Source organism: Desulfovibrio sp., from assembly GCF_019424165.1.
Taxonomy (GTDB): Bacteria; Desulfobacterota; Desulfovibrionia; order Desulfovibrionales; family Desulfovibrionaceae; genus Desulfovibrio.
Genome location: NZ_JAHZAA010000002.1, coordinates 1 through 21,892 on the forward strand (window position 1 = coordinate 1; position 21,892 = coordinate 21,892).

Here is a 21,892-nt window from a genome sequence, read left to right on the forward strand (position 1 = left end):
GCGCCAGGGCATACACCAGCGCCGTTGTTGTCCGAAGGATGACGGAAAAACGGCGCCGCCGTACAGTGGCGCGGTTCAGCGGCGCAGCCCGCCGCAAAATTGTTGGGGATACACTTCCCTGAAGCAAAACGCGCTATAAAGCGTCTGTTCCCGCAACACCTCCGGCCCGCCTGCTGCCTCACCTGCACTCTCACATCTGGATTCTTGCCGGAAAACTTCAGTAACACGAAAACATTGCTGAAGAATCAAAAAAAAACGCAGCACCATCGCCCAATAAATCACATATTGAGGCCCGGCACAAAATCATTTGCGTTAATAATTTTTTTTAGTAACACGATATGCATAAAAAAGCCTTCGCACCCAATGCATCCTTGCAACACATCCGGACAAATAAAAAACAAAATGGGAACGCAATCGTTTAAAGACATAAACAATTCAAAAACTGTTTGTGTGTACAACTAGCATAACACAAGTATAGACTGAATGCACAGTCAACACACAAATTTATACAATTTAAACATACGTTATATTGCTGTGAATTATTGCACACACTGCAAGTTTGCGGGAAAAACCTGCGCCACACCTGTGCAATTTGATGTAGTCGCTATTTTTTGGGTGGAATAATCAGCACTTGCGCAGAGTAGCGAAGTGCGATAAGGCTGGTAACACTCTTTTTACTATTTTTTTCACGATATGGTATGGATGTGATACCGTATCAAGAGAGAGCATAGTCGGGGCACGCACGGGGCTGGCCCGGAAGACCCGCAAACTACGGGGCGAATTATGACGGAATCATTGTTCTCGGCTGGCGGCCTGCTGGTGCCGCTTCTGGTGGGCATGGCCCTTATGCTGTACGCCGCGGCCCAGGCCGTGCGCCAGCGCAAGGACCCGCGACGCCTGATCCTCTGGGGCGCCCTGCACGATGCGGGCATTGTTTGCCTGGGGCTTGGGGCGGGAACCGCCGCCGGCGCCACCGGCTTATGGCTCTTCATACTATTCCAGGCAGCCGCGCGCGGACTGGCCTGGACGGCTCTGGCCCGGCTCTCTTCGGCCTGCCATACGGGTACGGCCTGTAGCCACGGGCCAGTCTCACTGGCTGACCTCGGCGGATCGGGGCAACGCCACCCCTGGACGGCGGCACTGTTCGCCCTGGGCCTGCTGGCCTCGGTGGGCGGCTCGCCGTTTCTACTGCCCGAAGCCCGCCTTTTCATCAATGCGGCGGTGCTTGAAGCCATACCCGGCGGCCTTGTGGCCCTGCTGGTCATGGCCCTGGCCACCACCATTTTCATCTGGCTCTACGTTGACGCCGTGCGCCGTGTGGCGCTGGAAGACGCGTCGGAAGACACGCATACGGCCCTTGGCCCCATGCGCGGCAGCAGTCTGCCGGTGCTGGCCCTGGCTGCGGCTGTGGCCCTCATGGGTCTTCTGCGCGGCCCGCTTACCGGGCTGATCGGCGGCCAGTACGGATTTTCCGCACCCCATGCGGCCGTGCACCCGGCCTACTGGTGCTACTACCTCGGGGCCTTCGTCGCCGGAGGGGCCTTTCTGGCCCGCTTGCGGCAGGCGCCTGTGGTCGGCACGGCTTTCGCGGCCCTGGCCTTTGTGCTGGCCCTTGCCTTTGAAACCGGCCCCACGGCAAAACTGTTCTTGATCATGACCAGCCTGGTAGCCCTGGTGGTCTGCGTGTATTCGCAAGGCTACATCCACGGGCGGCATCAGGGGCGCTACTGGTTCTTCCTGCTGCTCACCTTTGCCTCGCTGGCCGGCATAGTCTCAAGCTCTGACGCACCGGGCCTGTACGGCTACTGGGAGCTCATGACCTTCGCCTCCTACTTTCTGGTAGTACACGAAGGACGCCGCAGCGCGTTTGATGCCGGTCTCAAATACTACATCATGTGTGCGGGTGGTGCTCTCTTCATGCTGCCCGGCCTGCTCATGCTCGGTCAGGGCTTTGTGCCCACGCCTGTGGTGCAGGCAGCCCTTGTGCTCTGCCTTGCGGGGTTTGGCGTCAAGGCCGGCCTTGTGCCGCTGCACTCCTGGCTGCCCGACGCCCACCCGGCCGCGCCCTCTTCGGTTTCGGCCCCCCTGTCGGGCATCATAACCAAGATGGGCGTATTCGGCATTGTGGCCGTGCTGCTCATGCGGCCCATGGTCAGCAGCCTGCCGGGCCTGTTCGGACTTTCCTGGCTCGGCACGGGTCTGGTCTTCACGGGCGCCGCCACCCTCATCCTGGGCGAGGTCATGGCCTTGCGGCAGGACGACATCAAGCGCATGCTGGCCTACTCCACACTGGGGCAGCTCGGTGAAATCGCGCTGGTGCTCGGCATCGGCACATGGCTTTCCACAACCGGCGCGCTGTGGCACATGTTCAACCACGCCATCATGAAGGACCTGCTCTTCCTCGGAGCAGGCGCGCTTATCCTGCGTAGCGGCAGCCGCAAACTTGCCGACCTGCGCGGCCTGGGCCGCCAGATGCCCTTCACCGTGACCTGCATGGGCATTGGCCTTGTGAGCATTATGGGACTGCCGCCTTTTGGCGCATTTTACAGCAAGTTCCTGATGATACAGGCCGCCACCGAGGCCGGACAGATCTGGCTTGCCGCCCTTATTCTCGGCGGCTCGCTGGTAGGCCTTGTGTACTACACGCGCATCCTCAAGACTCTGGTTTTTGAGGAACGCCCCGATTACCTGCCCAAGGCGACCGAAGCTCCGCTGACCATGCGTCTCGGCATGGGCGCTCTTGCCGCCCTGTGCCTGCTGCTTGGCCTTGCGCCGCAACTGCCCATGCAGCTTGTGGTTCCCGTAGCCAGCCTTGCCTTTGTACCCAACCCTTCCGACGCGTTGGTGCTGCTGGCCATGAACGTGAGCTGGCCCATCTATGTGGTCGTACCCGTATTCGGCGCGCTTTTGCCCGCCATATTCCACAAGAACCGCGTTCTGGCGGGCAAAACCAGCGTGGGAGTACTGCTTGCCACCGCCCTGCTGGTAATCCTGTTCGGGCGCAGTCTGGACACGCTCTCTTTCTGCTTTGCCCTTATCGTACCCCTGCTTGGCGCGGTCAACATGGCTTATGCGCTGGGCTATATGGAGCACAGCCACAGGCAGTGGCGCTTCTACTGCGCCTTTACCGCCATGTGCGGCGGCCTGGTAGGTATGGCGGCCAGCCAGTACCTGCTGAGCTTCTTCCTGTTCTGGGAAATCATGAGCTCGTGGACGCTGTATCTGGCCATTGCCCACGAAGGCGACAAGGCGTCCCTGCGTGAGGCCTTCAAATACTTCATCTTCAACGTGTTCGGCGCGGGCTTCATCTTTGTGGGCCTGTGCGTTATCGGCCCCTTTACCCCCTTCAGCACCCTGCTGCTGGAAGGTATGGCCCCCAGCCTGTCACCGGGCGCTGCCTGGCTTGGCATGGCCCTGCTGGCCGCCGGATTTGTAATGAAGGCCGCCCAGTTGCCGTTCCGCATTGACTGGCAGATGCACCCGGCCCTTGCCCCGACCCCCGTGTCCGGCTACATCTCTTCGGTTCTGCTGAAGAGCGCCATTCTGGGCCTTATCAAGCTGTTCATGCTGCTCGGCGGCGGTTTCGCCCTCGCCGGGGTTCTGGGCGGATTTGAACAGGGTTCCATCAGCGTGGCCGTCATGTGGATAGGCGGCATCACCATCATCATGGCCGCCCTTCAGGCGTTGCGCAGCAACGGCATCAAACTGATATTCATCTATTCGACGGTCAGCCAGCTCGGCTACATGGTTCTTGCCGTGGCAGCGGGCGGCGCGCTGGGTTATGCGGGCGGCATGCTGCACGTCATCAACCACGTGTTCTTCAAAGACCTGCTCTTCCTTGTCTGCGGCGCAGTCATGTTTGCCAGCCACAAGGAAACGCTGGACGACCTGGGCGGCATCGGACGCAAGATGCCCTTTACCCTGGCCATGTTCGCCATTGCCGGGCTTTCGGTGGTGGGCGTTCCCCCTACCAGCGGCTTCTCGTCCAAATGGCTTATCTACCATGCCCTCATGGAAGCCGGACAGCCCTTCCTGGCGCTGCTTTCCCTCATCGGCAGCGTGCTGACCATGGCCTATATCGCCAAATTCCTGCACGCGGCCTTTTTGGGCCAGCCCGCCCGCGACCTTGACGAAATCAAGGAAGTGCCGCGCATCATGCGTGTACCCATGGGCATTCTGGCCGCGGGTTGTCTGCTTACGGGCATATTCCCCGGCCTTGCGCTCGGCCCCATCAACTCGGTTCTGTTTGAATACGGCTTCATGCCTCTGAACGTGGGCCTTTCCGGCGTGCTGTCAGGCGCGGGAGCCTGGAACGCCACGGGCATGTTCGTAATGATGGCCCTGGCTTTCGCGGGCGGCTGCTGGTTTGTGAAGCGCTTTACCCGCCTGCGCGAAATTGACGTGCACACCTGCGGCCTGCCGCCCGAAACGGCCACCAGCCGCATGACGCCTTCCAGCATTTACGGCGGCCTCACGCGCCTTCTCGGCAGTGAGCGCGCGCCCAAGGAGAACCGCTCATGAGCGATACCCTGCTTGCCATACTGCACATGTGCGTCTTCCCCGGCGGGGCCTTTGCCCTCATGGTAGCCATGTTCTTCAAAGGACTGGACCGCCGGGTAGAAGCCCGCCTGCAACGCCGCGTGGGACCTCCCCTGGTGCAGCCCTGGCTGGACATTGCCAAGCTGCTGACCAAGGAAACCATGATTCCCCGTACCGCCTGCCGCCCGGCATTTTTGCTGGCCCCGGTTTTCGGTTTCACGGGCATGGCCGTTTGTGCCGCCTTTATCCCCATTTCGGGCGTGTATAACGGGCTGTTCAACATGGGCGACCTGCTGGTGATCTTTTACCTGCTGCCCATTCCGGCCATGGCCATCATGCTTGGCGGCTCGGCCTCCAGTTCGCCCTTCGGCGCAGTGGGCTTTTCACGCGAAATGACCCTTATGTTCGCCTACGAAACGCCCCTGCTCATGATTTTGCTGGCTGTGGCCATGCTTACAGGCAAGACCCTCGCGGGCGGAGCCTGGGGTGCGGAATTCTCGCTTTACAAAATCGTGGCCCTGCAACAGCAGACCGGATCTTTCGGCTTTAACCCGTCCATGATACCGGCGTTTCTGGCCTATCTGATCTTTCTGCCCGGCACTATGGGGGTTGTACCCTTTGACATCCCCGAGGCCGAAACAGAAATCATCGAAGGCCCGCTGCTGGAATACGGCGGCCCGCTGCTGGCGCTTTTTCAGATCACGTCGGCGCTCAAGACCTTCGTTGTTCTGGGGCTGGGGGTTGCGCTTTTCTTTCCCGGCACCATATCTGAATGGTGGCCAATCAATCTCTTGTGGTTCCTGTTCAAGTGTTTCGCGCTCATGCTGGTTTCGCTCACCCTGGTCAAGTCGGCCACCGGGCGTTTCCGCATTGACCAGGCGTTTCGCTTTTATGTGACTGTGCCCACAGCCCTCGCGCTGTGCAGCCTGATACTGGTCTGGGTGATGTAAGGAGGCCGCCGTGTCGCTTGACAATATGCTTAAAAAACTTTCCGTGCGTTCGCCGTGGCTGTTCCGCATCAATGCCGGTTCCTGCAACGGTTGTGACGTGGAGCTGGCCACCACGGCCTGTATTCCGCGCTATGACGTGGAGCGCCTCGGTTGCCGCTACTGCGGCAGCCCGCGCCATGCCGATATTGTGCTTATTACCGGCCCCCTTACCACAAGGGTGCGTGACCGCGTGTTGCGCGTGTGGGATGAAATCCCCGAACCCAAGGTCACGGTGGCCGTGGGCATCTGCCCCATATCCGGCGGGGTCTTCCGCGAAGGGTACTCCATTGAAGGCCCCATTGACCGCTACCTGCCCGTGGATGTGAACGTACCCGGCTGCCCCCCGCGCCCCCAGGCCATACTTGAAGGCGTGGTGCTGGCCCGGTCCATCTGGCTGAAAAAACTGGGCGTGGAGGAATAATATGGCGGGCTTTCTTAAAGTTTTATTCCGCAACCTGCTTGAAGGCCCCAGCACCGATCCCTTCCCCCTGGGCGAAACCTTCACTCCCGAGCGCCTGCGCGGCAGGGCTGTGGTTGACCCGGAACTGTGCATGGGCTGCGGCATCTGCCGTCACTCCTGCGCGGCAGGGGCCATCCATATCGGCCAGTTGCCCGACAGTTCGGGCTTTACCATAACCATCTGGCAAAATTCGTGCTGCCTGTGCGCCTCGTGCCGTCATTACTGCCCCACCGGGGCCATGAGCATCAGCACAGACTGGCATTCGGCGCACGTCCAGACCGAAAAGTATAAAAGGCTTGAGCAGCATACCATCAAGTATGAGCCGTGCGCCCAGTGTGGCGAACTTATGCGGCCCATACCCAAGGCGCTGGCTGAAAAGCTCTATGCCTGGAACGAAGAGATCGACCCCGAGCTGACACGCAGGCTCTGCCCCAAATGCCGTCAGATTGAAGACGCCAAGCGCAATGCCTGCCTGCTGCCGGAACCGGGCGAAGCCCCGATGGAAAAAGCCGTAACCTCGGCTGCTCCCACAAAAGATTAGCGGTCTGCACCGCGGAGAACATATGCAAGAGACCATTAACGGCAACGCCAAAGTCATTGAGGACCTTTCCGTCCTCTGCACCGAGGCCGACGCCATTCACCACAGTACCGACAGTTTCGGCAACGCCTACCACTGGTTCCGGCTGGGTACGCCGCGCATGCTCACCCGCGGCGCGGAAATACTGCGGCAGGCCGATGCCCGCCTGGCCATGGTGACGGCCTATAACCGCCGCCAGCTCAGCGAACCCATGCAGGAAGTGTGTTACCACTTCGAACTGGATGGCGTTATTTACGACATGACCGTGACCCTTAACGGCGAGTGGCCCACCGTCCCCTCCATCACTCCGCTCTTTGCCAACGCTGACTGGCACGAACGGGAAATGATGGAGCTTTACGGCATTCAGGTCACGGGGCAGCCCAATCCCCGCCGCCTCTTCCTTGATGAGGAGCTGGACGCGGGCATTCTCAACGAAGCCGTGCCTCTTTCCATCATGATGAACGGCGCCTGCACCACCGACCTGTGGGAACGCATCCTCAAGGATAAGGAGAATCAGTCATGACCAGCACCTTCACCATGCCTCTCGGGCCGGTACACGTGGCCCTTGAGGAACCGGTATACTTCCACCTGACGGTGGACGGTGAAACCGTGCGTCACGTGGAACTGACCTCCGGCCATGTGCACCGCGGCATGGAGGCCATGGCCACCCAGCGCAATCTGGTCAAAAACGTCACGCTTACCGAACGCGTGTGCTCCCTGTGTTCCAACAGCCACTCCTTCACCTACAGCATGGTGGTGGAAAACGTGCTGGGCATCACCATTCCCGACCGCGCGCGCTATCTGCGTGTGGTGGCGGAAGAAATCAAGCGTATAGCCTCGCACCTGTTCAACACGGCCATCCAGGCGCACATCATCGGTTTCAAGTCGCTGTTCATGCACGTCATGGAAGTGCGTGAAATGATGCAGGACCTGAAAGAAACCGTTTACGGCAACCGCATGAATCTGGCTGCAAACTGCATTGGCGGCGTAAAATACAATGTCAATGCGGAACTGTTGGACTACATGCGTAAAATGCTGGACAAGGTAGAACCGCAGGTGGATGAAATCCGCGAGATTTACGACACTAACAGCATGGTTCTGGCCCGTACCAAAGGCCTTGGCTTGCTGCCCAAGGAAGATGCCATCCGCCTTGGCGTGGTCGGCCCTGTGGCGCGCGGCTCCGGTCTGCACCTGGACGTGCGCAAGGATTCGCCTTACGCCGCCTATCCTGATGTGGAGTTCAAAACCATTGTGGAACAGAGCGGCTGCATTCACGCCCGTACCATGGTGCGAATGCACGAAGTGCTCGAATCCTTCAGCATCATCCGCCAGTGCATCGCGCGTATGCCCGAAGGCGAGGTAACGGCCCCCATGCGCCAGATACGCACGGCCGAAGCCTGCGCCCGCTCCGAAGCGCCGCGCGGCGAGGTTTTCTACTATATCCGCACCAATGATACGGATATACCCTCGCGCCTCAAGTGGCGTGTGCCTTCCTACATGAACTGGGAGGCTCTGGGCGTGATGATGCGTGACTGCAATGTGGCCGATGTGGCCCTGATCACCAACAGTATCGACCCCTGCGTATCCTGCACGGAACGCTAGGCAGCACGGCGGCGCATGCCGGATGCTGCCGGAAGGACGGATTTTCCGCGCGGAACGCCCCTGCGGCGTTCCGCCGGAGAAAAACCGGCCCGGCGCGCGGCAATACAGCCGCCCCATGCCACAAACGTTGAAGCGGCGGACAAAGCCCATGCATGAAGCGAGTCTGGTTCAGGGCCTTCTGGACATCTGCCTGAAGTCCCTGAAAGATCACAACGAGGCGCACCCTGAAAACCAGGTAGAGCGCATACACAAGGTGGAATGCCAGCTTGGCCTTATCGCCTGTGTGGAGGCGCAAACCCTTACCGCCTGCTTTGAGCTTTTTGCGGAAGGAACCCCGGCCGAAGGAGCGCAACTGCTTTTGCACACAGCGCCCCTGCCCTGCCGCTGTACTGATTGCAGCCATGAATTCAGCCTGACGCAACGGCATTTCGTCTGTCCCAGTTGCGGCGGCGAGAACATCCACTTCAACGGGGGCCACGGACTTACCCTGATGGCCCTGCACGTTGCATCCGAGGAAACGGACCATGACTGAACATATCCAGGTCGTACCCGACAAATGCCGCGCCTGTCGCCGCTGTGAAGTGGCCTGTATTGCCGCCCACCACGGCATGAGTTTTAAAGAGGCCATGAAACACCGTGATGAGCTGGTATCACGCGTGCAGGTGGTCAAGGCCGACGGCTTCAAAACCACCGTGCGCTGTCACCAGTGCCCCCATGCTCCCTGCGTCAATGTGTGTCCCACCGGGGCGTTGCAGCAGGATGAGCAGGGGCGCATCATCATGCGCGTGCAGTATTGCGTGGCCTGCAAAATGTGTATGGCGGCCTGCCCCTACGGGACCATCACGATGGAAACCATCGGCATGCCCGCAGTGGACGGCGAGGACGGCGAAACCATCGCCCAGCGCGCCCGTCGCGAGGTAGCCGTGCGCTGCGACATGTGCCGCGCCTGGCGGATGCAAAACGGCAAGCGCATTACCGCCTGCATGGAGGCCTGCCCCGCCCACGCCCTCTCGCTGGTACTGGCCGACGGCACGATAGTGGAAGCGCCCAAGCCGGAAAAAAAGGCCGTGGCAGCCAAGCCAGAGGCCCCCAAGGCTGAAGCAGCCCCGGAAAGCGGCGCGCAGGCTGCTACAGGCACTGAAGCCGCAGCCGCAGAAAAAAACAGGCCCGCCAGCAATGAGCAGGAAGCTGCCGTAACGCCGGCCACGCCCGCGCCCCAAACGGCCCCCGCAGATACGGTCGCACCAGTGGCAGAAAAAAAGGACCCTGCGCCCGAAGCCGAAAAGGCGGACGCCGGCGAAACTGAAAAAAAATCTGTTGCCGAAACCGCCCCCGCTGCACAAGCAAAAGCGGATGAGCCTCCCGCCGAACAGACACAGGCTGATGCAGCTCCCGCTGCGAAAAATGCAGACGATGCCGCGCCCGCTCCCGCCGCAGCGGCCGAAGATGCACCTGTAAGCACTCCGGAAGCCGCTCCCCAGGCCCCCGCTGAACCTGTAGAGCCCCAGACTGCCGCCAAGGCTGAAGAAGCCCCGAAAGCTGTGCACGCCCCGGAACCCACGACAGCGGAAAAAAAGCCCGCAGCCGTAACAAAGGCTGAAAAAAAGCCAGCAACCGCAGCAAAAAAACCTGCAACAAAAAGCAGTAAAAAGGCGGGAAAAAAGAGCGGCAAAAAATAGAACAGACCGTACGGGGCTGGAGATGCCCTGAAAAAATGGCTCTGCCCTGAAGAAATACAGAAAGGCGGATCAGCCCGCCCTCCCCAAAAAGACACGAGGCCCGTTCGCACTTGTATGCGAACGGGCCTCGGCTTTTTGCTCTATGGCAGACGCTACTGCTTTTTATCGCGCTTCTGCTGCTGCCGGTTTGCCGGGGCAGCCTTGCGCGCCTGCTGCGGCTTGTTGTTCTGGGCGCGTACCACGGCTCTGGCGTCCGGGTCGCCATTCTTGGCGGCCAGGTTGTACCAGCGGTTGGCTTCGCTCAAATTGCGCGGCACGCCGGTTCCCTGGTCGTACATGAGTCCCAGGCTGTACTGCGCGGCGGCCTCGTTCTGCTCTGCCGCCTTGCGGTACCAGTCCACGGCCTGATTATAGTCCTGCGGCACGCCACGGCCCTGCTCATACATAAAACCAAGATTGTACTGGGCTTCAGCGTAGCCCTGCTCGGCAGCGCGTGTGTACCACTGCACGGCCTTGGCCGGATCCTGAGCATAGCCCCGCCCCTCGGCATACATGAATGCCAGATTGTTCTGCGCCTTGGGGTGGTCCTGTTCCGCCGCTTTTTCAAACCAGTGGGCGGCTTTGGTGTCGCTCTGGTTTTCACCCTTGCTGTTCAGATAGGTCCAGCCCAGAGAATACTGGGCCGATGCAAGGCCCTGATTGGCGGCACGGCTGTACCAGTCGATAGCGGCGGCCTCATCCTTGCTGACGCCGCGGCCGTGGGCGTAAAGGTAGCCAAGATTGTACTGGGCCATGGCCAATCCCTGTTCGGCCGCCTTGCGAAACCAGCGCGCGGCCTCACGGTAATTGCGCGGCACGCCGTCGCCCGAAGCCAGGGCTGTAGCCCAGGAATTCATGGCACTCACGTCGCCCTTCTCCGCAGCCAGACGAAAAAACTCCGCCGCGCGGGTGCGGTTTTTCTTCACGCCCTTGCCGTCCAGAATAAGACGGCCCATAACGTACAGGGCTTCAGCGTTGCCGCCGTCCACAAGCGGCTTGAGCAGGCGCACGGCCTCATCGTAATCGTTTTTGCCCAGTGCCGTCTGCACCTGGCGCAGGCTTTCTCCGTCATCAGCGTGGGCATCACCCTGTGACAGCCACAGGGGCGAAAGGCACAAAGATGCCAGAAAAACTATAATAACTAACCGGATTTTCATGTGTTATAAACTCTTCAACGTTGAGATCCAATAATGGTTTTCATCGCCCTTGAGCGTAAGAGCCTGCAGGGCGCAAAAGGCGCGTCGGGCGTCCTGCACCGAAGTGCGGCTCCACCATGCGCGGGGGTCTTCCCACACCTCGGCGACCTTGGCGGCGGCCTCTTCAGGTGTGACATACAGTATGCCCGCCCTGACAAGCACGTCCAGCAGGGCGTCGCTTTGCGGGGTAACGGGCCACACATCCCGCCGCCAGAACAGAATGGTAGGCACGTTGGCGACCAGGGCCTCAAGGGTTGTAGTGCAGTTGTGGTCCACCACCAGCAGGCGGCAGGCAAGCATCTGCGGTTGCAGAGGCCCCGTGGCCAGGCGCACCAGGGGCATGCGCTCCAGCAGCCAGTCCGCATCACGCAGCGAACCGGGCAGCGGAAAATAGGGCCGATACAGGGAATTGCCCCGTATGCTTTTTTCCAGAGATTCAAAAAAGCGCAGTTTGTCGCGCCGGTAATCCACCAGTTGCAGGGGGGTAGGATGCGCGTCCAGCCGATAGCCATAGGCGGGCATTTCCGTCCCCACGAAGAGCAGGTTATGCCCGTCCTGGCCGTGCCAGCGCTTTTTTATGCGGGCCAGTTGCGGATATGGCAGGGGGATAAAATTTCCCCGGCTGCTGCCGTGCTCGCTCCAGCCCCAGGTGGCAAAGGCATGCTGGCTGTACTCCACCACGGCCGTATCACAGGCGCAACGCACCTGGCCGTAGTTGCCGCCGTGCTGCACATACATGAGCCTGTGGCCGCGACCGCGCCAAAGAGCGAGCTTTTGCCGGTATTCCGCATCTTCATAGGCCAGAACACTGGCCACGCGCAGGCGTGGCGCCAGCGTGCCGGGCAAAAGGCGTTCCGGATGGTCCAGTTTTTTCAGGGATCGCGGTATCCCCGCGCGGAACAGAGCCATGACGTCGAGCTGCTCCGGCAGTGCCGCATCATACCCCGTGGCAGCCCTGCCATAGGAGGAAAGCGGCTGCGAGCAGTCATGCCCCCGGCTTTTGTGCAGCAGGGCCAGCGAAAAACGCAGGCACTGCCTGAGGCTGACGCCCTTGAGACGGGGAAAAGGCAGCCGCAGCATGGCACTGCGCAGAATGCCGCGCAAGCGCTCCTTGCCGGAAAGACATTTTGCCGCCCCATATTCGCGGTTTACAGGCTCAAGGTATTCCCATGTCCAGTTTTGCGGCCACCCTTCATGAAAAAGCGCCTCGAACAGCCGCGAAAACAGCCAATGATTGAAGGTATGCCCAAGCGCGCCGTGCAGGGCAAAATCCGGCTCCGTGTGAAAGGTAAAGCGGCAGTCCGGCGGCAGCAGGGGGACGTGCAGGGCATCGTCGCCCCACACTTCGGCCATGCTTTTGACGCGGTCCCAGCGCTCCACGATCTGCGAAGCCATATTCACAGCCCACGGGGCCAGAAGAGTTTCCCAGTAGGCGGCGGGCAGCGAAGCGCTGTGCTGGCACAGCTCGGCCGCCAGCGGGGCGATGCTGTCTGCGCAGAGTGCCTTGGCGCGCCGGCAGGCACGCTCCATGGCGGCAGCCTCCGCCAGCGGTTCGGGCGGAAAGGTAAAACGCCTGTCCCAGGCAGGAAAAAATTCCTCCTGCTCTGCAAAGCACCAAGGCCCGGCGGGCCGGTGAGTTTCCGGTTCTGCCCCCCGGGGCATACGCCCAAGAACAAGTATGCTGCGGCCGTGATCCATGATTAATCCTTGTGTCCGTTTTCCAGATCAGACCAGTGCAGCACCGTGTCTTCCGCCAGATCGTGGCGGGCACGCATGCCCAGAACCTCGTCATAATTGCGCGGCGAGATGCCGTGGGCCGGGCGCTTCCATGTCAGGTCGGCGGCGGTGACAGGCGTACCGGCAGGTATGGCCCGCGCCGTAACCAGAGAACGGCGGGCATGCTGCCTGGCGGGCTCTTCTTCCGGCAGGGCGCGCAGGCTCAGGTCGCCCACACTGGCAAGAGTGGCATTGAGCCTTGCAAAGAAATGGCGCAGGTCATTCTTGTCCATAGCATGGTAATGGTCATTGCCGGGCAGGGACTTGTCGTGTGTAAAATGCTTTTCAAGCACCCGCGCACCCAGCAGGGTGGCGGTTTCAAGAATATGCATGTCTTTGGGCAAAGTGTGGTCGGAGTAGCCGATGGCATGCTGCGGAAAGTGACGGGCGAGAGCCGGAATCATGCCCAGAGCCGCGTTTTCGTCCGCCGTGGGATAGTTGAGCACGCAGTGCAGCAGGGCAAGCTTGTTGCCCTTTGCCTCGATCCATTCCACAGCCTCGGCAATTTCATGCAAGTGGGCCGCACCTGTGGAAAGCAGGATGGGCTTGCCGAAATCGCAAAGAATGCGGATAAAAGGCTTGTTGGTGATATCCGATGAGGAAATCTTGAATACGTCCATGAGGTCATTGAGAAAATGGGCGGACTCCACATCAAACGGCGTGGACATGAAAGCAATGCCCGCCGCATCACAATATTTTTTAAGAGCTTCAAATTCATTCTTCCAGAACGAATCGTGCTTTTTAAACAGCTCGTACTGGCTCCGGGTGGGTTCCTTGCTGGTGTCCCAATAGGCCGGAGAATCCTTGGAGGCCAGGGTTCCCGCCTTGTAGGTCTGAAACTTGATGGCGTGCGCGCCGCCTTCGGCGGCTTCGTCAATGAGCCTGCGGGCAATGTCCATGCTGCCCTCATGGTTCACCCCGGCTTCGGCAATGACATAGGGGACGGGAATACACGTTTCGGGGGCAGGAACAGCAAATATATCCATGAGTTTCATGCTCATTTCCTCACTGGTGAATTTTAAGGTTCCAGTATACCCCCTTGCCGGGCAAAAGAAAAGCGGCGCAGCGAGGTGCAGTACATAATTACCTTGAATAATTACAAATTTTTATATCCCCCCTGTCAACTACACATGTAATTCTTCGTTTTTACAATATATGCACAGCTTTGCCTTTGCGTCGCACATGCATTATATTGGTCAGTCGCCGCATGGGCGACTCGCGGTGTTTCATTTCGCTTACAGTGCAGTACGCCGTTTTTGGATACAACTATGCAAAAAAATGTAACGGGCTATGCCACCGCCCTTCTGGCCGTCATCATCTGGTCTGGAAACTTTGTGGTTGCCAGAGCGGTGGCGGGGCTTATCCCCCCCTGGCAGTGCAATTTCTGGCGCTGGCTCATCGCCCTGATCATTCTGCTGCCCTTTGCCGGAAAACACTGGCACACTGACTGGCCCGCCATCAAAAAAAACTGGCGCGGGCTTTCTCTCCTGGGCATCCTTGGCGTCACCCTGCTCAATACCTTTCTGTATAAAGCCGGGCAGACCACGGAAAGCATCAATATGGCGCTGCTGGTTCCCACGGCGCCGGTGGTTATCCTGATACTTTCCCGCGTGCTCTACAACGAACCGATTTCCCCGCGCCGCATGGCGGGCGTGCTGGTGGTTCTTGCGGGGGTAGCCATACTGGTCAGCCGCGGCCAATGGGACAGGTTGGCCAGCCTGCGTTTCAATGAAGGGGATCTGTGGGCCTTGGGCGGCGTGCTGTGCTTCGGCCTTTACTCCCTGTTCATACGCCAGCGCAGTCCCGACATTTCGCCTGTGGGCTTCAGTATAGCCACCTTTGCTCTGGGCCTGCTGTATTCCCTGCCCTTTACCGCCATTGAGGCCTTTATGCTGCCCACGCCGCAGATATCCGCCACACTGGTCATAAGTGTGCTATACGCGGGTATCGGCTGTTCGGCCCTGTCGTTCTGGCTGTGGACCGTTGCCGTTGACCGCATCGGCCCGGTACGGGCGGGCATGGTCTATTACAGCCTGCCTGTTTTCGCGGGCATTGCCGCAAGCATTGTGCTGCACGAGCGTGTGGCCCCGGCCCAATTGGCGGGCGGCGCGCTGGTTATCAGCGGCATTATCATCGCCACGCTGGTTCTGCCCCAGCACAAGAAAAAAGCCTGAAACCACCTGTGCGGCACAGCCGCCAAGGAGCATACATGAGCACACAGCCCATACGTATCGTGCTGGCGACCCACAATGCGGGAAAAGTCCGCGAGTTGGCCGATCCTCTGGCGCGATTCGGCGTGGAGGTACTGAGCCTTGAGGCCTTTCCCCACATTGGCGAGATTGAAGAAACGGGCGTGACCTTTGAAGAAAACGCCTGCATCAAGGCGCGCGAGGTAGCCCGCCTGACCGGGCTTGTAAGCATCGCCGACGATTCCGGCCTGGAAGTGGACGCTCTGGACGGCAAGCCCGGTGTCTATTCAGCCCGCTATTCCGACGACTGGCAGAGCCTGCCCGGCGAAAGCCGCGATGACCGCAATATCCGCAAACTGCTGCACGAACTGGCGGATGTTCCGGAAAATAAAAGAGGCTGCCGCTTTGTGAGCTGCATGGCCTGCGTGCGGCCCGACGGCGCGGAAATGGTCGTTCGCGGTAACTGGGAAGGCACGCTGCTTCATGCCCCGCGCGGCCAGAACGGCTTTGGTTATGACCCTGTTTTTTTTGATAACAGCGTACAAAAAACCGCAGCCGAACTGACCAGAGACGAAAAAAACGCCCGCAGCCACAGGGGCAATGCCCTGCGCGCGCTACTGGCAAAATGGCAGAGCTTTATGGGCGCGTAAACCGGCCATGCCCACATGCGGCATACGGCAATGATTTTTGTTTTCCGCTTTTTTCTGTTAGAGCATGTGCACCTTGAAATGTCTGACTGACGGCGAAGCACCTTCACCGTGCAAGCATTTCGCAGCGCGAGTTTTAACAGGCTCCGGGCAGAGCAGTGAAACCACCCCAATGGCAAACTGCTCTGCCTGAGGGCTGCTTGCTGACGAAAATTTGTGGCAAAAGCAGCGTTGCAGCCGCCGCAAGCTTTTCCGGCTTTCGTCGGCGGCAAGGGCCACGCAGCACACGCACCGGACAAAAGGATTATTTCAGAAATGCAGCCCCTGAAGCCGTGAGTACCCGTATGCCCCTGTCATCAGCCACCCCCGCCCCGCCGCATCAGCCCCTGTTGCGCCTGGACAACCTGTCCATCACATTCCAGACAGATGATGGCCCCCTGCCTGCCGTGCGGCATGTGAATCTCAGCCTGGAGCAAGGACGCATCACCTGCCTTGTGGGCGAATCCGGCTGCGGCAAAAGCCTGACCGCCAGAGCCATACTGCGCCTCACGCCGGACAATGCCAGGCTGGATGGCGGCATCATGCTGCACGGGCAGAACCTGCTGCAACTGCCCCTGCGCGAAATGCGGGCCATACGGGGGCGGCGTGTGGGCATGGTTTTTCAGGAGCCCATGACATCCCTCAATCCCGTACTCAGGGTGGGGGAACAGGTGGCCGAACCCCTGCGCCTGCACCTCGACATGAACCGGGCAAAAGCCCACGAAGAGGCTGTGGCCCTGCTGGCAGAAGTGGGCATTCCTTCGCCCGAAAGCCGTTATGCCGATTATCCGCATCAGCTTTCCGGCGGCATGCGGCAGAGGGTGATGATCGCCATGGCCCTTGCCTGCCGCCCGGACCTGCTGCTGGCAGACGAACCGACCACCGCGCTGGATGCCACCATCCAGGGACAGATATTGCGCCTCATGCGTTCCCGCAGCCAGCAGCGCGGCATGGCGGTGCTGCTCATTACGCATGACCTGGGCGTGGCCGCCCAGATGGCCCACAGCGTGGGCGTCATGTATGCCGGGCGGCTTGTGGAACACGCCCCGGCGGAAGAGCTTTTTTCCCGCCCCCTGCACCCCTATACCCGGGGCCTTCTTCAGGCCGCCCCCAGCGCGCGTTCCCGCGGGCTCAGCCGCCTGCCCACCATTCCGGGCAGCGTGCCATCCCTGCGCGCCATGCCGCAAGGCTGCCCTTTTCATCCCCGTTGCAACAAGGCCATGCCCATATGCGGCGAAAAAGTACCCCCGAACTTCGCGCAGGGCGAGCATCAGGTGGCCTGCTGGCTGCACGAAAATCAGGCATAAACTCCGGCGCAGGCCCACGGTTGCCCAGATCCGGCCATGTTTTCCGTGTCATGCCCCTGTCGCCTGCCCGTAAAACAGATGGGACGGGACAGGGTACAAGGTCGCCCGGACAGAATCATCATATCTGCACCGCCTTCGGCAATGCGAGAGCGTGATTTACATGAAAAAGGCGGCATGGATAGCCATGCCGCCTTTTTCTGTTCTGTGACCGCGATCCACGCCGGCCGGGCAATGCCGCTCAGGGTCTGATGACCTTATCCGCAAGATCAAGACTGGTTACAATATCAAGCATGTTTGACGTTTCCCCCACGGCCTTGGCTTCCAGCAGGCCGTAATGCCCAAGGCAGGCGCCGCACACCAGAATGGAAACCCCCGACGCCGCCAGCCGCTGCAACGATTCAAGCGCCGGACCAGGCCGGGCCGCCAGCTTCACGCCGCCGTTGACAAGCACCAGCCGCCACAGGCGTGGTCCCAGTTCCGGCAGAGTAGCCAGAAAGTTTTCCATCAGTTTCGTCCCCAGGGTGTCATCACCGCGCCCCAGGGTTTCTGTGGTCAACAAAACAAGGGTCTGCGCGCCCGGCCCTTCCTCTCCGTCATTTCCTGCGGCACGCGGCAAAACCGCAGGGGCAGCCTCGGCGGGCAACCCGCTTTCGGCCGTATTCCGTGCGGCAGTGATGCGCCAGCACTGGGGGCTTTCTTCTACAGCTTCAACGATATAACCTCGGCCTTGAAGAAAGCGCTGCACATTTTCCAGCGCAGGAGCATTGTCGACCACTATTTCCAGCGCCACGGCTCCTCCGTCAACGGCTGTGCGGCAACGAATGACCGGCTGGGGGCAGGCAAGTCCTCTGCAATCAAGAATATCCATGATATCAACCTCTTTGCTGTTTTGCAGTTTTATTTACATTTCCTGCTGTTAAGAGTAATTATACTATTGCCGATAAGCAAGCAAACCAAGGCGGAAATATATGGGCATTATACTGCAACTCTTCATATTGTGTTCTCTCTGCGGCATGGCCTTTATGGGAAAGCCGCAAGGCCTGCAATGGTTGCTGCCTGCCTTTGCCGCAGCCTGCGCCGTGGCGGATGCGGCCCTTTGGCTGAAACGCAGGGGCGAGGACAGAAAACTGCGGGAGCAAAGCGACGCCCTTTTTGCCGATGGCGCCCCCGCCCGTGAAGGCGATGTGGCGGAACGGGCCGAATACTGCTTCAGCCACCTGCACGATGCCGAGCAGGTCGTGGCGGAAGACGCCGAGGCCATCAAAGACATGCGCGCCATGGCCGAAGAACTCAAAACACGTCTGGCTACCGTTGAAGAAGAAAAAAAGAAACTGCACAACAAGTCCGAACGCGGGGCCATGGTCCTGCACAAGGCGCACACCGTGTGCAGCAACCTGTCCACCGAGGTGCGCGACCTGACCAGCCTGGTAGTTGAGGTGAGCAAGGGCGTTGAATCGCAGCGCGACAGTCTCACTGCAACCAGCCGGGCGATGGAAGAAGTTTCGCAGGCAGCTTTCGAGTCTTCAACCAGGGTACAGGAACTTTCAGAAAGCGCCCAGCGCTCCAGCGCCAGTGCCGCCACAGGCGAGCGCGAAGTGGAAGGCGCGCTGTCTTCCATCGAAAAACTCAAAGACGTCATCGTACATCTCAAAACCGCCATGGCCGGGCTGGGCGAAAAAGCCAGCAATATCGGTAATGTCATGGCCGTCATCAATGAAGTTGCCGACCAGACCAACCTGCTGGCCCTCAATGCCGCCATTGAAGCCGCCCGCGCCGGAGATGCCGGACGGGGCTTTGCCGTTGTGGCCGACGAGGTGCGCAAACTGGCCGAAAAAACCATGGGAGCCACCAAGGAAGTGGAAGAAGCCGTACGCGCCATACAGGATGAAACACAAATCAATGTGCAGACTGTAGACAAGGCCGCCCGCCTGAGCATGGACGGGGCCGAACAGGCCGCGCGGGCCGGAGCTTTCATGCGCGACATTCTCCATGCCATGAACGAAACCGCCGGCTATCTCCAGACCGTAGCCCAGGGCGTCAAGGAACAGTCCGAGCAGACCGTCGGCACCAGCGGCACCATGGGCGAAATCCGCCAGATATCGGAGCAGACGGCCTCCAGCATGGAAACATTCATCACTGCCCTGCTGAGCTTCCAGAGCGGCATGGAAGAGCTGGACATGACCATTAATGCGCTGGTTACCGGCGATTACGAGCAGGCCACCTCGGACAAGTTCGTACAGTGGACGGCCAAGCTCGACCTGCATGTAGCCATGGTGGACAGGCAGCACCGGCTGCTGGTTGACTATATCAACGAACTGTACACAGCCATGGCCCACAACCGTACCTCGGAAGACCTGCAAGCCATCCTGCGCAAGCTGCGCGACTATACGGCCACGCACTTCGCAGACGAAGAAAAGCTGTTCACCGCCACCGCCTATCTGGGCGCGGCGGAGCATATGAAAATACACAGAAAATTTGTGGCAAAACTGGACGAAGTGGAAGAACAGCTCAAATCCGGCACTGCCACCGTGAGCATGGACCTGCTGACCTTCCTCAAGGACTGGCTTGTGCAGCACATTATGGGTACAGACCCCACATACCTGCCCTACCTCAAAAAAGAAGACTTTGAGCAGGATCATGGCCGCTAGGCCGGTTACAGAGCACCCGGGGCAATGACGCGGTCTGTTCCCCACAACAGCAGGTAGCTGCTGAATGTGCACAGTGCCGGGATTCGCGCCCAAGGCGACCCTGAGGCAGGCACGAACAAAAAATCCCTTCCCTGAAAAACACGCCCAAACGGCCTTGCCACACCCCTGCGGCAAGACCGTTTTTCTGCGGCGCTGCGGCATCGCGGGCCGTGAGGGCTGAGACAGCAGCCATCTCGCCTGCGGCAAGAGCACACAGTGTTGCTTCCAGAAAGCACATAACGCCCTGCCCCAACAAAAAAACCGGACCGCGAAACACGCGGGCCGGGCGACACACAAAAACGGCGGAGAGCACAGCGGAGGTTTCGGCTATGTATACCACATGCCGTCATGCAGGGCGGCCATGCCCTCTTCTCCCATAAAGCGGCGCAACTGCTTTTCCGGCGCATTGAGCAGGTCCACCACCAGCAGGGCGTCCAGCGTCCCGAATGCCCTGTCTTCGTGAAATGCCGCTATCCGCCCGCCCAATTGCAAATAGTGCTTGAAAAGAATGGGCAGGTTCCGGCCGCCCTCCATCTGCCGCACCAGCGCATTGACACCGCTGTAGTCCATGTGCCGGGCAAAGGGCAGTTCCCGGCGCAAAACCCTTGGCCTGCGGCCTCGCACAAAAGCCGCCAGCGGCGCATGCCAGTGACGCATACGCAGGTGACGCCACAGCATGTCCACAGAGCAGGGACCATAATCAAGGCCCATACTGGCCGGGCCGAAAAGCGTGCCGGTTCCGCGCAGCAGCGCAAGCCGGGCAATACCCTTCCACAAAAGCATGAGAGGGGCGTATTCCCTCTGGTATTCCGGGCAGACAAAGGCCCGGCCCAGTTCCAGCGCATTTCCGCACTGGCGGAAAAACTCCGGATCATAGTGAAAAAGCGAAGCCGTATAAAGGCTGCCCCGCCCGCTTCCTGTCCCGTCGGCCCTGACCAGACGAGCCCTGTAAGCTCCGGCCAGGCGCTGCCCTTCTTCATCAATCAGCAGAAGGTGCTCATACTGACGGTCATAACGGTCAGTATCACGGGGCTTGCCTGTCCCCTCTCCCAGAGCGCGAAAGCTTTCTTCCCGGCGGCGCGTTACTTCGTCCAGTAAAACCGGGCAATCGTCCCCCTGCATCAGGTAGACGCTGTACCTGCCTTCTCTGACAAGTGTGTTCCCCGGCGAAAACTCCGCCAGAGCCGTCGTAATCTCATTCCTGTCGGCGGCCGGGGCCAGCGGCGCATGCCGCCTTGTTCCAGCAGCCCGTAAACGTGGAGCCTGTCTGCGCTTTTCCGCCAGGTGCCGACGGTACAGGCTCAGACACTGGATACGCTGCTCAGGATCAAGCCCTGTCAGAACCTGCTCCCGCAAAGGTTCGCCCACGTGCAGTGCCACACCTGTTCCGCGCTGCCGCCAAAGCACCCGCGGCAGCAGCGCTGCGGCAAGCTCTTCGCGCAGGCAGGCTGCGGCAAGAAAAAGCGGATCAGGGGCGGCTTCCACATGCAGGGGAATATAAAGCGGGGCGTTCTCCGCTGTCTGCCCAGGCCGGCTGTCTTTGCTCCAAAGGCCGAGACGGGCCAAAAGCGTGTCCCACGGCTGTTCCTCAAAACCCCTGCCCGGCTTCCAGCGGGTCACATGCCCCGAAGGGAAGATGCCCAGCGCGCCGCCCTGGCGCAGATGCCTGACCGCACGGCGCAGACTTGCCCCGTTGCCCACGCGGTCTTCACCTGTAAGGTCCAGCGGCAACAGCATGGGGGCCAATGGCGCCAATTGCGGCAAACGCAGCAGACCGGCATTAACAATGATTTTCAGATCCGGGCGGGCGCGGCCGCACAGGGCCGCCATAAGCAGGCCATCCAGCGCGCCGCCAGGATGGTTGGCATAAAAGATCACCGGCCCCTTGACCGGAATACGGCCAAGGTCCTCTCCGGTGCAGGAAACCCTGATATCCAGCAGCGCCAGGCTGGCTGCGGCCCAGGTTTGCGGCGAATCGCAATATGGCAGACGCCCTGCCGCTCTTTCCAGAGCGGTAAACCCGCTCAGGTGCCGTGCCACGGCCCGCGCCTGGCGTCCGAGGCCGTCTGCCAGACGACGCAGGGGGGAGCGGCCGGCCCCGCCCCGGCCTGAAGGCTCTCGTCCCGGAGCCAAAGGAAGCAGATCGGTATTGCCTTGCATATGCAT

17 protein-coding genes are annotated in these 21,892 nt (G+C 60.2%); 12 read left to right on the plus strand and 5 right to left on the minus strand.

The annotated features are described in order from the left end of the window. The first annotated feature begins 783 nt into the window (after positions 1–783). From QZ377_RS01135 to QZ377_RS01170, 8 genes are all read left to right on the plus strand, one after another. A complete protein-coding gene (locus tag QZ377_RS01135) occupies positions 784–4,521 on the plus strand; it encodes a proton-conducting transporter membrane subunit (protein WP_291438770.1) in 3,738 nt (1,245 codons plus the stop codon). Further along, entirely contained in the window at positions 4,518–5,489 is a 972-nt protein-coding gene (locus tag QZ377_RS01140; protein WP_291438771.1) for a complex I subunit 1 family protein, read from the plus strand. The genes QZ377_RS01135 and QZ377_RS01140 overlap by 4 nt, the downstream gene beginning before the upstream one ends. 25 nt (positions 5,490–5,514) lie before the next feature. Further along, positions 5,515–5,949 (plus strand): NADH-quinone oxidoreductase subunit NuoB, encoded by a 435-nt coding sequence (nuoB, locus tag QZ377_RS01145; RefSeq protein WP_041724975.1) that lies wholly within the window; start codon positions 5,515–5,517, stop codon positions 5,947–5,949. Between the two features lies 1 nt (position 5,950). Further along, the gene (locus tag QZ377_RS01150) at positions 5,951–6,529 is read left to right on the plus strand and encodes a 4Fe-4S binding protein (protein ID WP_291438772.1); all 579 of its coding nucleotides are present in this window, start codon (positions 5,951–5,953) and stop codon (positions 6,527–6,529) included. A 22-nt stretch (positions 6,530–6,551) separates the two neighbouring features. After that, positions 6,552–7,088 (plus strand): NADH-quinone oxidoreductase subunit C, encoded by a 537-nt coding sequence (locus tag QZ377_RS01155; protein WP_291438773.1) that lies wholly within the window; start codon positions 6,552–6,554, stop codon positions 7,086–7,088. Then, positions 7,085–8,167 carry a nickel-dependent hydrogenase large subunit gene (locus QZ377_RS01160; RefSeq protein WP_291438774.1) on the plus strand — a complete coding sequence of 361 codons (1,083 nt, stop codon included), beginning with the start codon at positions 7,085–7,087 and terminating at the stop codon, positions 8,165–8,167. The genes QZ377_RS01155 and QZ377_RS01160 overlap by 4 nt, the downstream gene beginning before the upstream one ends. Positions 8,168–8,315: 148 nt before the next feature. Then, on the plus strand, positions 8,316–8,699 hold the full coding sequence (locus QZ377_RS01165) for a hydrogenase maturation nickel metallochaperone HypA (RefSeq protein WP_012625506.1): 384 nt from the start codon (positions 8,316–8,318) through the stop codon (positions 8,697–8,699). Continuing rightward, the gene (locus QZ377_RS01170; protein ID WP_291438775.1) at positions 8,692–9,846 is read left to right on the plus strand and encodes a 4Fe-4S dicluster domain-containing protein; all 1,155 of its coding nucleotides are present in this window, start codon (positions 8,692–8,694) and stop codon (positions 9,844–9,846) included. Before QZ377_RS01165 ends, QZ377_RS01170 begins: the two co-directional genes overlap by 8 nt. A 152-nt stretch (positions 9,847–9,998) precedes the next feature. Here QZ377_RS01170 and QZ377_RS01175 read toward each other — a convergent pair whose 3' ends face one another. The 3 genes from QZ377_RS01175 to QZ377_RS01185 are packed head-to-tail and all read right to left on the minus strand — an operon-like array spanning position 9,999 to position 13,852. Next, positions 9,999–11,042 (minus strand): SEL1-like repeat protein, encoded by a 1,044-nt coding sequence (locus tag QZ377_RS01175; RefSeq protein WP_291438778.1) that lies wholly within the window; start codon positions 11,040–11,042, stop codon positions 9,999–10,001. A 3-nt stretch (positions 11,043–11,045) separates the two neighbouring features. Then, complete coding sequence (locus QZ377_RS01180) at positions 11,046–12,779, minus strand: LIC12162 family protein (RefSeq protein WP_291438780.1); 1,734 nt, start codon at positions 12,777–12,779, stop codon at positions 11,046–11,048. A 2-nt stretch (positions 12,780–12,781) separates the two neighbouring features. After that, the gene (locus QZ377_RS01185) at positions 12,782–13,852 is read right to left on the minus strand and encodes an N-acetylneuraminate synthase family protein (protein WP_291438782.1); all 1,071 of its coding nucleotides are present in this window, start codon (positions 13,850–13,852) and stop codon (positions 12,782–12,784) included. 273 nt (positions 13,853–14,125) lie between these two features. Between QZ377_RS01185 and QZ377_RS01190 the strand changes: the two genes are divergently transcribed. The 3 genes from QZ377_RS01190 to QZ377_RS01200 all read left to right on the plus strand — a co-directional run bounded on the left by QZ377_RS01190 (position 14,126) and on the right by QZ377_RS01200 (position 17,039). Next, positions 14,126–15,031, plus strand: coding sequence for a DMT family transporter (locus tag QZ377_RS01190; RefSeq protein ID WP_291438783.1), 906 nt, complete (start codon positions 14,126–14,128; stop codon positions 15,029–15,031). Between the two features lie 35 nt (positions 15,032–15,066). Further along, on the plus strand, positions 15,067–15,696 hold the full coding sequence (locus QZ377_RS01195; RefSeq protein WP_291438785.1) for an XTP/dITP diphosphatase: 630 nt from the start codon (positions 15,067–15,069) through the stop codon (positions 15,694–15,696). Between the two features lie 341 nt (positions 15,697–16,037). After that, entirely contained in the window at positions 16,038–17,039 is a 1,002-nt protein-coding gene (locus QZ377_RS01200; RefSeq protein WP_291438787.1) for an ABC transporter ATP-binding protein, read from the plus strand. 238 nt (positions 17,040–17,277) lie between these two features. Here QZ377_RS01200 and yedF read toward each other — a convergent pair whose 3' ends face one another. Continuing rightward, complete coding sequence (yedF, locus tag QZ377_RS01205) at positions 17,278–17,907, minus strand: sulfurtransferase-like selenium metabolism protein YedF (RefSeq protein ID WP_291438789.1); 630 nt, start codon at positions 17,905–17,907, stop codon at positions 17,278–17,280. A gap of 100 nt (positions 17,908–18,007) precedes the next feature. Between yedF and QZ377_RS01210 the strand changes: the two genes are divergently transcribed. After that, positions 18,008–19,687: a bacteriohemerythrin gene (locus QZ377_RS01210; RefSeq protein ID WP_291438790.1), complete on the plus strand. Its 1,680-nt coding sequence runs from the start codon at positions 18,008–18,010 to the stop codon at positions 19,685–19,687. A 366-nt stretch (positions 19,688–20,053) separates the two neighbouring features. On the opposite strand, the gene QZ377_RS01215 is transcribed toward QZ377_RS01210, so the two are convergent. Next, positions 20,054–21,886 (minus strand): lysophospholipid acyltransferase family protein, encoded by a 1,833-nt coding sequence (locus QZ377_RS01215; protein ID WP_291438792.1) that lies wholly within the window; start codon positions 21,884–21,886, stop codon positions 20,054–20,056. Between the last annotated feature and the right edge of the window lie 6 nt (positions 21,887–21,892).

What these genes read in the sequence shown, in the direction of transcription:
- QZ377_RS01135 (WP_291438770.1), top strand. Translation starts at nt 784, where the DNA reads ATGACGGAATCATTGTTCTCGGCTGGCGGCCTGCTGGTGCCGCTTCTG.
- QZ377_RS01140 (WP_291438771.1), top strand. Translation starts at nt 4,518, where the DNA reads ATGAGCGATACCCTGCTTGCCATACTGCACATGTGCGTCTTCCCCGGC.
- nuoB (WP_041724975.1), top strand. Translation starts at nt 5,515, where the DNA reads ATGCTTAAAAAACTTTCCGTGCGTTCGCCGTGGCTGTTCCGCATCAAT.
- QZ377_RS01150 (WP_291438772.1), top strand. Translation starts at nt 5,951, where the DNA reads ATGGCGGGCTTTCTTAAAGTTTTATTCCGCAACCTGCTTGAAGGCCCC.
- QZ377_RS01155 (WP_291438773.1), top strand. Translation starts at nt 6,552, where the DNA reads ATGCAAGAGACCATTAACGGCAACGCCAAAGTCATTGAGGACCTTTCC.
- QZ377_RS01160 (WP_291438774.1), top strand. Translation starts at nt 7,085, where the DNA reads ATGACCAGCACCTTCACCATGCCTCTCGGGCCGGTACACGTGGCCCTT.
- QZ377_RS01165 (WP_012625506.1), top strand. Translation starts at nt 8,316, where the DNA reads ATGCATGAAGCGAGTCTGGTTCAGGGCCTTCTGGACATCTGCCTGAAG.
- QZ377_RS01170 (WP_291438775.1), top strand. Translation starts at nt 8,692, where the DNA reads ATGACTGAACATATCCAGGTCGTACCCGACAAATGCCGCGCCTGTCGC.
- QZ377_RS01175 (WP_291438778.1), bottom strand. Translation starts at nt 11,042, where the DNA reads ATGAAAATCCGGTTAGTTATTATAGTTTTTCTGGCATCTTTGTGCCTT.
- QZ377_RS01180 (WP_291438780.1), bottom strand. Translation starts at nt 12,779, where the DNA reads ATGGATCACGGCCGCAGCATACTTGTTCTTGGGCGTATGCCCCGGGGG.
- QZ377_RS01185 (WP_291438782.1), bottom strand. Translation starts at nt 13,852, where the DNA reads ATGAAACTCATGGATATATTTGCTGTTCCTGCCCCCGAAACGTGTATT.
- QZ377_RS01190 (WP_291438783.1), top strand. Translation starts at nt 14,126, where the DNA reads ATGCAAAAAAATGTAACGGGCTATGCCACCGCCCTTCTGGCCGTCATC.
- QZ377_RS01195 (WP_291438785.1), top strand. Translation starts at nt 15,067, where the DNA reads ATGAGCACACAGCCCATACGTATCGTGCTGGCGACCCACAATGCGGGA.
- QZ377_RS01200 (WP_291438787.1), top strand. Translation starts at nt 16,038, where the DNA reads ATGCCCCTGTCATCAGCCACCCCCGCCCCGCCGCATCAGCCCCTGTTG.
- yedF (WP_291438789.1), bottom strand. Translation starts at nt 17,907, where the DNA reads ATGGATATTCTTGATTGCAGAGGACTTGCCTGCCCCCAGCCGGTCATT.
- QZ377_RS01210 (WP_291438790.1), top strand. Translation starts at nt 18,008, where the DNA reads ATGGGCATTATACTGCAACTCTTCATATTGTGTTCTCTCTGCGGCATG.
- QZ377_RS01215 (WP_291438792.1), bottom strand. Translation starts at nt 21,886, where the DNA reads ATGCAAGGCAATACCGATCTGCTTCCTTTGGCTCCGGGACGAGAGCCT.